Source organism: Nocardia vaccinii NBRC 15922 (assembly GCF_001613305.1).
GTDB lineage: Bacteria > Actinomycetota > Actinomycetes > Mycobacteriales > Mycobacteriaceae > Nocardia > Nocardia vaccinii.
Map to the genome: position 1 here is coordinate 1 of NZ_BDCC01000051.1, position 12,802 is coordinate 12,802.

The 12,802-nt window shown below is 65.7% G+C and carries 12 protein-coding genes and 2 pseudogenes; 11 read left to right on the forward strand and 3 right to left on the reverse strand.

The features are described 5' to 3' along the window. The coding region (locus NV1_RS28415; RefSeq protein WP_157117426.1) for a TetR/AcrR family transcriptional regulator C-terminal domain-containing protein at positions 1-732 on the reverse strand (732 nt) is incomplete at its 3' end. Between the two features lie 645 nt (positions 733-1,377). On the opposite strand from NV1_RS28415, the gene NV1_RS28420 reads away from it, so the two are divergent. From NV1_RS28420 to NV1_RS46955, 11 genes and pseudogenes are all read left to right on the forward strand, one after another. Next, the gene (locus NV1_RS28420) at positions 1,378-2,286 is read left to right on the forward strand and encodes a lysophospholipid acyltransferase family protein (RefSeq protein WP_084525864.1); all 909 of its coding nucleotides are present in this window, start codon (positions 1,378-1,380) and stop codon (positions 2,284-2,286) included. Between the two features lie 454 nt (positions 2,287-2,740). Beyond that, positions 2,741-3,350 (forward strand): annotated as a pseudogene (locus NV1_RS28430) (PAS and ANTAR domain-containing protein). Positions 3,351-4,690: 1,340 nt separating this feature from the next. Then, the gene (locus NV1_RS46950) at positions 4,691-5,107 is read left to right on the forward strand and encodes a DUF5994 family protein (RefSeq protein WP_373864665.1); all 417 of its coding nucleotides are present in this window, start codon (positions 4,691-4,693) and stop codon (positions 5,105-5,107) included. Further along, positions 5,104-5,361 carry a DUF5994 family protein gene (locus tag NV1_RS28435; protein WP_067898032.1) on the forward strand — a complete coding sequence of 86 codons (258 nt, stop codon included), beginning with the start codon at positions 5,104-5,106 and terminating at the stop codon, positions 5,359-5,361. Before NV1_RS46950 ends, NV1_RS28435 begins: the two co-directional genes overlap by 4 nt. Beyond that, positions 5,358-6,608, forward strand: a complete 1,251-nt coding sequence (locus NV1_RS28440) for a GAF domain-containing sensor histidine kinase (RefSeq protein ID WP_067898035.1) — start codon at positions 5,358-5,360, stop codon at positions 6,606-6,608. Before NV1_RS28435 ends, NV1_RS28440 begins: the two co-directional genes overlap by 4 nt. 362 nt (positions 6,609-6,970) lie before the next feature. Beyond that, positions 6,971-7,336 (forward strand): DUF5994 family protein, encoded by a 366-nt coding sequence (locus tag NV1_RS28450; RefSeq protein ID WP_084525862.1) that lies wholly within the window; start codon positions 6,971-6,973, stop codon positions 7,334-7,336. Next, positions 7,333-7,851: a DUF5994 family protein gene (locus NV1_RS28455; protein ID WP_067898045.1), complete on the forward strand. Its 519-nt coding sequence runs from the start codon at positions 7,333-7,335 to the stop codon at positions 7,849-7,851. The genes NV1_RS28450 and NV1_RS28455 overlap by 4 nt, the downstream gene beginning before the upstream one ends. 9 nt (positions 7,852-7,860) lie before the next feature. Continuing rightward, positions 7,861-8,502, forward strand: a complete 642-nt coding sequence (locus NV1_RS28460; RefSeq protein ID WP_067898048.1) for a phosphoribosyltransferase family protein — start codon at positions 7,861-7,863, stop codon at positions 8,500-8,502. A gap of 306 nt (positions 8,503-8,808) precedes the next feature. Further along, on the forward strand, positions 8,809-9,009 hold the full coding sequence (locus NV1_RS45195) for a VOC family protein (protein ID WP_218027228.1): 201 nt from the start codon (positions 8,809-8,811) through the stop codon (positions 9,007-9,009). Positions 9,010-9,248: 239 nt separating this feature from the next. Then, entirely contained in the window at positions 9,249-9,782 is a 534-nt protein-coding gene (locus NV1_RS28470; protein WP_067898054.1) for a hypothetical protein, read from the forward strand. 200 nt (positions 9,783-9,982) lie between these two features. Further along, complete coding sequence (locus tag NV1_RS46955) at positions 9,983-10,315, forward strand: sigma-70 factor domain-containing protein (protein ID WP_373864666.1); 333 nt, start codon at positions 9,983-9,985, stop codon at positions 10,313-10,315. Positions 10,316-10,498: 183 nt separating this feature from the next. Here NV1_RS46955 and NV1_RS28480 read toward each other — a convergent pair. Both NV1_RS28480 and NV1_RS28485 read right to left on the reverse strand, forming a co-directional pair. Further along, positions 10,499-11,680 (reverse strand): annotated as a pseudogene (locus NV1_RS28480) (fatty acid desaturase family protein); the annotation flags it as partial. Positions 11,681-12,172: 492 nt separating this feature from the next. Beyond that, a partial coding sequence (locus NV1_RS28485) for an ice-binding family protein (protein WP_245713970.1) occupies positions 12,173-12,802 on the reverse strand: 630 nt, incomplete at its 5' end.

A 12,802-nucleotide genomic window follows, 5' to 3' on the forward strand; every position in this document is an offset into this window, starting at 1 on the left:
AGCGCCACCCTCGGACGAGTCCGTGGCCAGGCCGGTGAGCAGGATGTCGAGGCCCCGTTCGAGTTCGGCGGCGCCGTCGTAATCCGCCAGCACCGTCGCAAGCTCGCGCAGCACCGGGAACTCTGCGACAGGCGGCCGGTACAGCCCGAGCCGGAGCAGGTCGTCGGTTTCGTCGGGGTTCTCCACGATCTCCTGCAACTCGTTGAGAACATGCCCGAAGAGGAATCCGAACAGCGCCCGGTAAACATGCAGTGCCTCCGCGCCGGAGAATCCGGCGCGCGTCAGCAGTGCCAGGATGTCCTCCAGGGGCCGCAGTACCGCCCGCGATCGCAACCCCAGCGGTGTCGCCAGCGGCCGAGTGACCAACAGTGGTACCGCATGCGGATGTGCCAACGCCAGCCGCCGGAAATCCCGTGCCACAGTCCGCAATTGGGCCATCCAGTCCGAATCGGTGGCATCGACGGACAACTGCGCCAACACAACCTCGGCCACACCGTCGAGCACTGCGGCCTTGTTCGGCACATGGCGATAGATCACCATCGGATCGCGCCTCACCGCATCGGCAAGCCGCCGCATCGACAATCCGTCGACCCCGTCGCGATCAACGATCTCCAGCGCCGCGGCCAGCACCGCGGCCCGCGTCACGGGACCATCCTCGTGTCCGGGAGACCGACGATCGAAACGACCCGCCCCCGGCTGGGCTGACTTCTGGTTGATCGGCGATTCGGCCATCACGGACAGCATCCCATTCTTCGATCCCGGCTCTCTGTCAAGCAAGTGTAGACCTACATTGTTGACGCAGCGCGGAAAGGCTGCCGGTGATCGTCCTCCAGCCGGCTGCATCGCTCACCATGCCTCGACCCCGTAGACCTACGATGTTGACATCGGGGCTCGCTCAGAGTCTACTGAGAGCGTCGACAGATCTGGGGGGTCGTCGAGATCGAGTCGACAAAAGCTGACCAGCCGGACAACGGCACACGATGACAGCGATGTGCGTAATCGGCGATCCGCCGGACATAACGTGCGTCCCGCCAGAGGTCACCTGAGAAGTGCGCGCCGGGCCCGACCGTGATTCGATTCGAACCGCTCGTCGCGCTTGTATGCTTCACGCTCCTCAGCGTCAGTTCCTCGGAACGAATCGAAGGGTGGTTCACGTCATGCGCTCAGAGAAACTCACTGCCGACGGTGCAGGTATTCGACGACTTTCTCCGGAGCCGAGTTGTTGTCGGCCGGTCGCTGATTTCACGGTTGACCGTCGACGAATAGTCGGCGGATCTGGCCTGGTGAGTGTCCGAACCAGAGCACATCGATGAATGATGTGGCCGAGTGATTCGGCTGCACGAGCGGTGGCCGGGGCGGGCGGCGCTGAGTTCGGTGATGTCGCTGACCGAACGGCTGGCCGATGCGGTACCCCGGCAGCCGCAGGCGCTCGGCGAACTGGCGCGAGGCACGATCCGCAGCACGGCCGAGTTCGCCGGCCGTCGTCTCTCCGGGGACTATCAGGTCGACGAGTTCGGCCTCGATGAGCATCTGCTTGAATCCGTCCTGCTTCCAGTACTGCGGCCGCTGGCCGAGCTGTGGTTCCGGGTACAGGTCGACGGCATCGAGAACATTCCCGAATCCGAGGCTGCCCTCATCGTGGCCAACCATGCCGGTGTGGTGGCGCTGGACGGGCTCATGGTGCAGTTGGCCGTGCACGATCGGCACCCCAAGCAGCGGGCACTGCGCCTGCTGGCCGCCGACCTCGTCTTCGAGACGCCGATCATGGGCTGGCTGGCCCGCAAGGCCGGCCACACCCGGGCCTGCCCGGCCGACGCCGCACGGTTGCTGCGGGCAGGCGAGCTGGTCGGTGTGTTCCCCGAGGGCTTCAAGGGTGCGGGCAAGCCCTACAGTGAGCGCTACAAGCTGCAACGCTTCGGACGTGGCGGGTTCGCCTCGACGGCCGTGAAGACGGGGGTGCCGATCGTCCCGTGCGCGATCGTCGGCTCGGAGGAGATCTATCCCAAGCTCGCCGACCTGAAGCCGCTGGCCCGGCTGCTCGGATTGCCGTACTTCCCGGTGACGCCGCTGTTCCCGCACCTGGGCTTGCTGGGCGGTATCCCGCTGCCGTCGAAGTGGTACATCGAATTCGGCGAACCCATCACCACCGGCGCCTACCGGCCCGAAACCGCCGACGATCCGATGACCCGGCTCGAGGTCACCAATCAGGTCCGCGCCACCATCCAGAAGATGCTGTACAGGCGGCTCACCACGCGCGGTAACCCCTTCACTGGCTCCCCCAGTTGACCGAGGCGATTTCACAGTGCTCCCGCTCGCCATCATCGACCAGATCCAGCGTGGCGAGCCGGTCGGCGACCGCCCGCGTGATCGACCGGGGGTGATCATCGGGGCGTGTGTGAGCTGAGCAGCGCCACCGCGAACGGTGTGGCAGCAGATGCTGGTGGACGGTGTCGAACACTGCGGCGATTGTCGGTGGTGGACAGGCGGGGCCGGTCCGGGTCTCGCCTTGGCGGCATTTGGCGTAGTCGCGGGGCGTGATCGCTACGGGATGCACGGGGAGGCTGGAGGTGGTCTACCACTGCTGTGGCCGCGTAAAGCATGGAATTCCGGCGCTCGCGCATTATCGGCGCAGGTGGCGGAGGCATGGCCGGGGTGTACATACTGGATCGGTGAATTCTGCGGGGTCGTCGGATGCGCGTGCGTCGCTGCCGGTGCCGGGCTCGTTGCAGGGGCGCGGTCGATGGCGGGGAGTTTTCGGTTCTGGTTTGCTGATCAGCGGTGGGAGTGGTCCGCGGAGATTTTCCGGATGCATGGCTATGTGCCGGGGGAGATCGAACCGACCACAGAGTTGCTGCTGGCGCACAAGCACCCCGATGATCGCGAGCACGTCGCTGAGGCCATCGCCCGCTCGGTCGAGCGCGGGGAGCCGTTCTCGAGTCGGCACCGGTTCATCGACACTCATGGCACCGAACACTCGGTCATGGTCGTCGCGGACCGCCTCTTGGACACCGACGGGCGCTCGATCGGTACCTCGGGCTTCTATATCGACCTGTCCCAGACCCTGGCAGAAGCAGAGCAGGAGGCTCTGAATCAGCGGCTGCCCGACATCGTGGAATCGCGTGCGGTGATCGAGCGGGCCAAGGGGGTGCTGATGCGGATGTATGGGATCAACGAGGCTCAGGCGTTCTTAGGTCCTGGTGTGGCGGTCACAGGAGACCAACACCAAACTGCGTGCCTTGGCCGAACAACTGGTCGCCGAACTGCCCACCTTGACCCGGCCTGCCCCCGCGATCGTGACCGAGTTCGACCATCTGTTACTGACAGTGCACGAGCGCATATCGCCCGAGTGAACACGCCGAGGTGGTGGCCGGGCCGAAGTCTTGCCTGCCTGGACACCCGGCGGTGACAGGCGGATGCACCGTCGGGTTCGAACGTCGACGCGTTGCGGTGTGCTGATCGCGGTGAGTTCGATCTGCACCCGCGAAGGCCCGGTCGCGGAATCCAGGGCGGGTGCTGACGCTCGGATAGGCGAACGCGCCGGCCGCTCATGTGAACCGGCACGTTCTCGATCACAGGGTTCTTCCCGGGAAGAATACGGTGACCTGTTGCGGCCATACCCTGACCCATGTCGGCCAAACCGGTACGCTGCGTTGTCAGCGAACGCGGTGCGGGTTGTCTCGGGGCCCGAGCAGACTTCTTGTCCGAGAAGATCTTCTGGCACCCGGCTTCGGTCAGCGCGTGGGTCCGGTGGTCGAGCAACTGGCCGGTGGTCGACACCGTGCGTACCCGACGAGGCCCCGTCTCCGCTGATCGGGTCGGTCGAGAGCGTCACTGTCGAGAACGATCGCCTGCGTCGCGACGGAGGTGTCGGTCATCGGCGTGACTGTAGGACAAAGGCCCGACAGGACTTGTTGCACAGCAAGACTTTTCGACACGTTGTCACAGTCGCTCTGCGAGGCCGACCAGGGATTCTGTCGGATTTTCGAAGTTCTCTTCAGCGCCGCCGTGAGCGGCTTCGGGGGCGATGAAGGGCCGACGCTGTAGCTGTACTCGCTCTACCCCGATTCCCGGGTCGAGTGACGCGGCGTGGGTAAGTCGTGGGCAGGTCACCGCGTCTCCCGGGAGACCGCGGTCGCCGAGAGCGCGCCAGTTCGGATGAGCAGCTGGCGCGGTCGCCTGTGTCAGAGGTCCACGTGTGTTCGGACGCACTCGGTTCTCGGTTGGCCGTTCCGCCGTTTCACCGACGACGGCACGGTCGACATCGATCGAATCTGACGCACGGCTGTGGATCGCCATATCCGACGGGCCAGCTGGGGATCACAGCGAGGGCCATGCGGTGAGGCGGTGATCCCTCGGGCCCCGATCGTTTCCGACCGCAGGACCGCGGTGGTGTCGAATGAGTAGACCTCGGCCTGGTAATTACCGCGTCGGTACTGCCGAACAGGCTGCGGGCCCGCTCGCAGCTATCCCGTCACGCTGACTTGTCGGCCGGTTGTCAATGCCGGTCACGGTCTTGTGATGCGGGCCGGTCGGGCGGGCTTGTCCGCTGCCGGCTGTTGTACCTCGGGCGGTGCGCACCGGCGTGTAGGCTAGAAATATTCGAGGGCATCACGTGCGCTGACCGGCAGAGGGCTCGCCGTTCCCGAATTCGACATCCGGCCTTTCCAGAGGGCCGCGGCAGGAGCGTCCGATGACGCCACAATCGACGACCGTGCCTGCGGCACGGCTTCGTCGCACGCTCGAAGACGCGCCGCGATTACGTCTGTGCCTGGACTCCGAGGCGAGCGGGTACATCGATGCGACCTGGTGGCCACGATCGAGCAACCTCGCTATCGAGTCTCCCGATCTGACCACCGCAGTCCGTTCCCGAGCAGGGCCGATATGGCGCATCGTCTACGTCCCATGCGCCACGGTGGGTGAATTGCCGACTCGGCCGCTGCCCGTGCGCACGGGCAGAGCCGCCGCCCTGCGACGATGGCGGGTCGGCGGAGCCGAACGCGAATTCGGTGGGACCGGCGGTGCTCGACCTCAGCGCGGCGGCCAGGTATCGCCGACGCCCCCGCAGGGCCAGGCAACGAAACGACCGACAGGACGTGCCGGGTCATGACCGCCGGGGAACCCAACCCCGGGCCCGGCAGCGCGGGGCGGGGCGTCGGGCCACTGCGGGTTCGGATAGATGCTGAGCCCACGCACACCGGCTGGTTCGATGGCACGTGGCCTTACGGTGAAAACCTCACCGCCGAGCTGCCGCCCCTGCTCGCGGTGCTGGCGTCTCCGGTCGAGGCGGTGCACGGGGTGATCTCTCAGCTCGGCGACTGGGCCTGCAGACCCGCATTCGACAACGATCGGGACACACTATGAGCAGCATGCACCCCGTCCAGCTCCGCCTGTTCAGCCACGAAGACACCGTCACCGACAGCGCGTCCGCCACGGCGTCCGTGACCGATCTGCGGCCGAAATTCCTTGCCGTACCAGCGCGGCTGTTCGAGTCCGCTCAGCTGCGCTACCGGTGGATCGCGGCGACCTCGGAGCTGACCACCGATTTCCTGGCCACGACCGACCCCGATGCCGTGCTGTGCCGCGTCGTGGAGCGGGCGTGCGAGCTGTCGGGTTCCGACCGAGTGTGGGTGGCGACCCGCCCGGACTCCGACGTCCACGCCGAAGAGGTCACCGAACTGGTCATCACCCAGTGGGCTGGAGCAGGTGCGCAACACGGGCGGCGGGTCCCGGTCACCGGCATGGTGGCCGAGGTCTTCCGCGGCAATGCCTCGGTTACCGTGCCCGGTGTCGGTGACGACATCGCCACCGACACCGACCTGTTCGGGGACGGTCCGGTACTGGTGCTGCCGTTGCACACTGGCACCACCGTTCTCGGTGTGCTGGTCGCCACCCGCGGCGGCGGGCAACCGCCCTATCCCGACGAGATCGCCGAGTTGTGTGGGGGGTTCACCGGGCAGGCTGCGCTGGCGTTGTACCTGGCCCGGGCGCAGCAGCGGCGGCGGGAACGTGACGTGTTCGCCGACCGCGATCGTATCGCCCGCGACCTGCACGATCACGTCATCCAACAGGTCTTCGCGATCGGGCTGTCGCTACAAGGAGCCATCGGGCGCACCCACGACGCCGACATGCGCGAACGACTCTGCGATGCGGTGGACGACCTGCAAGAGTTGATCACAGACATCCGTGTCAGCGTCTACAACCTGCACGCCGACCCGCACACCCGGCTGCGCCAGCGCCTCGACGACATCGTGCGCAAGCACACCGAGCACTCCGACATGCAGGTCACGACCGAGTTTTCCGGGCCACTGGATGCGGTACCGGCCGAGCTGGCCGACCATGCCGAAGCCGTGGTCCACGAAACCGTCAGCAACGCTGTGCGCCACGCCCATGCCGACATTCTGACCATCACCGTCATCGTCGACGACGCCCTCACCATCACCGTCGAAGACAACGGCACCGGTATCCCTGCCGACCTCACTCCCAGTGGCCTGTCCAACCTGGCCACTCGCGCCCGAAACTCAGGCGGCCACTTCGACCACTGTCCCGCCTCCCGGCCCGGCCCGCACGGGCCCGGCACCCGCACCACCTGGAACGCACCCCTGCCTTGACCCGACATTCCGGCCGAAGCCAACCCGATCCCGTCGATCGCGACGTTTGCCCGAACTCATGGCCGAGTCCCGGTTGCACGTACGCCGACACTTCGCCGATCGGTATCAGCGGAAGCGCGGAATCCGACACAGACAGTCCGGCATCCATACCATCCCGATTCCGTTCGCGCAGGTCGCCGACAGGTGTCAGCGAGTAGACTGGACGGTATCCGGAGGCATGTCGGACGCCGACCCGTAAGGTCGCGTCGTCTGCGATTCGAATTCCGGCCCGCCGGGGGCTGTGACAGGAGCGTCTCATGACGCCACGATCGACGAGCTCGCATACCGCACCACCTCGCTGCCAACCGCTCGATACACCACGATTGCGATTGCGATTGCGTCCGCACGGTGATGGCACCGGTTACGTCGTCGGGGTCTGGTGGCCGCGCACGCAGGACCTCGCCGCCGACCTCCCAGGACTGTTCACTGTCCTGCGACCGCGCCTGGGACCGGTATGGCGCGTCGTCTACGACCCCACCGGATGGTCACGCTCCGCTCGGCGCCTCCAACTCGGCAGTCGTCTGATCCGTTTGGACCCCTACCCTTTCGAGCTGTTCAACACGATGTACGTCTGCAGTTCGCGCGGCATCGTCGTCGTGCTGCAGGTCATCCCCTCCACCACCGACGGCAGAGTGGCGAACGCGGCGCTCGCAGCGGTACCTGGTGCACGGGAAGCAGGTCGATCATGACCGACGACAGCGCACCACGTCCCATCACCAACCATGCCGCCATGGCCGGCGCGTCCCGCACCAACCAGCAGCCCTTTCCCGGCCCCACCCTCACATCACGGCTGCTGCTGCTCCGACCCGACGACGGGCCCGCCGCCGGTGCCGTCGACGGCGCCGGGTGGTCGCGCACAGCGAACCTCACCACCGAGCTGCACGACCTGATCAGCGCCCTCACACCACGACTCGGCCGGATCGCCCGGACCGGATTCGCCTGGAACAACCTCGGCCGCGGCCAACGCAGGATCGATGACAGCGATGGCGTGGACGTCCACGACCCAGCACCCGATCAGCCACCCGACACTATGGAACTGTCCGTAACCGAGGGCGCCAACCTGACTCTGCTGATCATCCCCGCCGACACCGGACCGTTCGTGGCCGCCCAGCGCATGCGGGACGCGTCGGGAGGGTTGTCAACGATCGAGTCCAGACCGATAGTGCCGTACCACCCCAGCACCCGGGGCACGCGCGCGCCATGAGGTGACGCGGTGTCGCCGTTCACCGATCGCAAGGACGCCGGCCGGCAGCTCGCCACACTGCTGCCGGCGTTCCGCGGTAGCGACGTGGTCGTGCTCGCCCCACCCGGCGGCGGTCTGCGAGTCGCCTGCGAGATGGCCGCAACGCTACGGGTGCTGGTGGATGTGATTCTCGTCGGCGCCCTCAGCGTCGCCCGGCGGCCCGGTCTCACCTACGGCATCCTCGGCGAAGACCACACGCTCATCGTCGACACCGCAGCCATCGCCCGCGGCGCGATCGGCCCCGCCGAACGTGCCCGCGCCGAACAGACCCAAGACGCTGTCCTGCACTGCAAGGCTCTCGCATACCGCGGCCACCGTCTCCGCGTCGACCTCCGCGATCGCACCGTCCTGGTTACCGACGACTGCCTGGCTGACACCACCACCCTGCGCGACGCCTGTCGGATAACCCGCCTGCTCGGGGCGATACGCACCGTCGTCGCCGTCCCCGTCGGCAGCCGCCAATCCATGACCGCCCTGATCCCCTACACGGATAAGATCGTCTGTCCCAACCCCACCCCCCAAACCCCCGACCCTGACCAGTGGTACCCCTACCCCGACGACATCACCAGCTCCGGCCTCGTCGCCCTGCTCGACTCCGGCAGCGACCGATGAGCAGTGACGCACCAGCGCCGGGCACGCCGCCAACCCAGGACGCGTTCGACTTTGCCGCTTCGGCCACGGTCCTTGGTCAGCCGTATTGTCGGGAGGCCCGGAGCCCACACGCCAAGGGCCTCCCTCGACCGCTGGCCCGAATTCGGGGACGGGACCGCGGTCTCGTGCTGATCCTCTCAGGAAGATCCAAGATTCGTTGCCGGACAACGAGTTCCCGGATTCAGGCACAGCGGCGCAGGAGATTCCCCATAGGTGCGACGACCGAATACCGACGATCGTCGCGGGAACGCGTGAATGGGGAACGGGATGCTGACCAACATCGTGTACGTGACGATCTACGTCACCGATCAGGACCACGCGCTGGGGTTCTACACCGAGGGGCTCGGCTTGGAAAAGCAGATCGACTACGACATGTTCGCGGTCCCGTTCCACGAGATTGGTCAGGCCCTGGGCAAATCCGCCAACGCAACCGAGAGGTCGTCCAAGTCCTTCGCGCCGCCGCCCTAATCTGCTTCTGGATGGCGCGGCCGCTTTGGGCCTACGGGCCTCTCTGCCCGGGCCGACCTCTCGGCAGACGCTGGTGAGCAGGCCTGGCCGGCATGGCTTCGTGCCGGGCACACCAGCCCCAACGACCAGGACTTTCGGCCCTCACGGTGCGCTCCCACACGGAACGACACTAAAGGCGTCCTACCGACGCGCCGACGCAAGGCAGTGCACGAGGCAACCAGCCCGGTACCAGAATCCGAGTGAAGATCATGAACGACCCACTGCTCACCTACTCCCTGGTCGCATCCCCCCTGACAGGCTCCGGAACCAATGGGCCGAAGAAGCTGACCCTGACCGTCGAACCCGGTAAATCCGGTGCTGAGCAGCCGGTCGCCTGCGAGGCGATCATGATCGCCGTTCCCATCGGGGTCAGTGCGCACGACCTCACCGATCACCCCGAAACCATAAAGATGAACCAGGCGGGTGGACTCGAGCCCAGGCAGGGCGGCGGTTGGCTGCCCCAGGCACAGATGAACAGCGCGAGCACCTACATGATCTACACCTGGAAGCCTCAGTTCCAGACAGGTCTGCTCGACACCACCTGGGAGCTCTGCCTCGAACTGAATCACATTCAAGTGAACCTCGATGCCGGCCCTGTCGAGATTTTCATCGCAGAGGACACCACGGCGCAACCATCCGGCGGTGAGGTGACCTACAAGGTCACGCGAGGTGACCTGCAAACCGCCACCTTCCATCCGTCCGACATGCTATCGGTCTTCCAACCGTTGCCGTGAAACGCCCAGGCTCCTGATCACATGGCAGATCGCCACGTAGCGTAGTGGAAGGGTATGGGGCTGGGGCCTGTGGTCGCCTCACTTCGTGTGTTGACCAGTACGCTGGTCGTTGGTCCCGGTGATTGCCGAGCCGCTCGAGGCCTCTCTGCGGTCCTGTTTCTCGAATCGCGATGCCGCCCGAATCTCTCGGAGAGGCGAATGTGGCAACGACCGCAGGCGAAACAGATGAGCAAGATTCCACTGGCACCTTGGCGGAGCAGGATGACGCTGCGGACGACATCTGGGATGAGGAGGAGTCTCCGGCGCTGCGTCGGGCGCGCAAGGAAGCCGAGTTCACCGCGGGTGGGGACTCGACACGGGCGTATCTGAAGCAGATCGGGCGAGTTCCGCTACTCTCCGCGGCCGAGGAGGTCGATCTCGCGGTCCGGATTGAAGTCGGTCTGTATGCGGTGCAGAAGCTGCAGGCCGGATGCGAGGGGCCCTCGGGTCTAAGGATGGGACCGGTGGGGCCAGCGGTTTTCAGAAAACGTTGACAATCGAAACGGGATTCGACTGTCGAAAGTCAATTGACCGACTCGGCTCGCCCCTGGTGGATTCCGAGGGCGGAGCCGGAACCAGCCGAGCAGGTTCTTCCAGTCGGTTATGGCATATCCGTCGTTTTCCGGGGCCAGTGTGGAATCCGTCGTGGTGCCGGGCTGCCGGAAGGGCAATTCCGTCAGCGCTGTGCGCAATCCGCGCCGCGCGGTGGCCGGGTTCCGCGCGGCGACGGTGGATGGGCCGAAGCGTCGTTCGGACGCGGTCTCGGGTGCGTCGTCGCTGGTGGCGGTCAGGAAGCGGTCCGGGAGCGCGAGTTTGTGGATGGTGCGTAAGGTCAGCAGGTATTGGCGGATCAGCGAGCCGGTGGTGTAGGGCAGGTCGTACTTCGCGCACAGCGCCCGTACCCGCACGGCGATCTCGGCGTACCGGTTACTGGGCAGGTCGGGGAACAAATGGTGCTCGATCTGATAGCACAGATTTCCGCTCAGGAATGCCAGCATCGGACCGGCGTCGAAGTTCGCGGTGCCGAGTATCTGCCTCAGGTACCACTCGGGTTTGGTCTCGTTGTCGATGACCGCGGGAGTGAATTTCTCTGCGCCGTCGGGGAAATGGCCACAGAAGATCACTATGTATGCCCAGAGGTTACGCAGCAGGTTGGCGACGGCGTCCGCTGCCAGGGTGCGCCGCCAACGCCGCCTGCTCAGCGCGGGAAACACCAGATAGTCCTTGCCGATTTGGCGGGTGATCTTACGGATCAGCGCCCTGGTCTGGGCCTTCTTTCCGGCATCGCTCGCGACGCGATCACGCTCGGAATACAGCCCGTGCAGGGCGATACCCCATTCGAAAGTGGCTGCCAGCAACAGATTCCGCAGCGGCTGGAGCAGGTGTCGCGGTCGCCACGGCACGTCGCGAGTCACCCGCATGACGCCGAAGCCGACGTCGTCGTCCATGCCTACGACATTGGTGAACATATGGTGGCGGTAGTTGTGCGAATACCGCCATTGAGCCGACACGCCTGCCATGTCCCACTCCCAGGTGCGGGAGTGGATCTCCGGGTCGTTCATCCAATCCCATTGGCCGTGGCAGACGTTGTGGCCGATTTCCATGTTCTCGATGCTTTTCGCGACCGCCAGCGCGATCATCCCCAATACCCAGCCGGTCCTGCTGCTACTGCCGAAGATCACCAGCCGGGCCGCCGCATCGAGGGTCCGCTGCACGGCGATGGTGCGATGGATGTACCGGGCGTCCCGCCGGCCACGCGAGTTTTCGATATCGCGGCGAATCGAATCGAGTTCGCTCCCGAATGCCTCGACGTCGGCCGTGCTGAGATGCGCGTATCGCCTGATCTCGCTGATCGCCATGCTGAGTCCTCGAGGTCGACCGATCCACATCGGAGTCCGGAGTCCCCGACCGCTTGATCGAGAACAACAGCAAGCCACCCCACCATAAGCGATCCGAGGACGGCCATCCGACGCATCGAGGCATCGACACACCAGCCGTGTGGCCATTCGGCGCCCGCGGCGGCTGGTGACACGATCTCGGCAGGTCCCCTACCTTGCGGCTCGGGGTATACATCCGCACTGTCCGACTCGCCGGTGACCACGCGTCGCGGGTGGCAGGTCCCCGCCGCCTCCGGCCGTGCGGGTTCAGCCAGGGGCTCGGTACTGGCAGGCGGGCCTATGTGGCAGCTCCGGGACAGCGGCAGTGCAATTTATCGCGGTAGGGCGGAACCACTTTCATCAGATGAAAGAGTCAACCACAGTGAAAAAGAGGGATATCCACACCCGAAATAACCCTGTCCGCGCGCCGGAGGCGCGCGGACAGGGTTTGAAATCCTTTCGGTGTATCGGTACTCAGGGGGCCGTGATGGTGTCGGTGTCCAGGGTGATCGCGCCGTTGAGGGCCAGGACGTTGCCGTTTACGGTGTCGCCGCCGGTCACCGTCGCCGAGGTGAAGATCAGGATGCTTCCGGCGAAGTTGGAGCCGGCGCCCAGTGTGGCCGAGCTACCGACCTGCCAGAACACGTTCTTTGCGGTGGCCCCGTTGATGAGGTTCACCACACTGCCGGCCCCGGTGATCAGTGTCGTCCCGGCCTGGAAGATGAACACCGCATTCGGATCACCTTGTCCGTCCAGGGTGAGGGTGCCGTTCAGGCCGATCCCGGCGACTGCGTGATACACCCCGGAGGTCAGGGTTTGTCCCCCGAGATCGGTGGTCACCGTAGCGGTGGGCGTGCGGCCTGCCGCGTCGGTGTAGGCAGCCTGTAGATCGGTGTGTGCCTGTGCGGCGACCGCGTCCCCGGCATGGATCGCTCCGCCGGTCACCGTTCCCGGTGGGAATCCGGTCACCGCGGTACCCGGGCTGACACCCAGATTGCCGGTGATGGCCGTCGCGCCGGTGTTGGTGACTGTCGTGGCACCCAGCACCGCGAACGTCGAGGCCGTCCCCAGATTGACCGGCGCCAGACCCGAAACGTAGGTGTA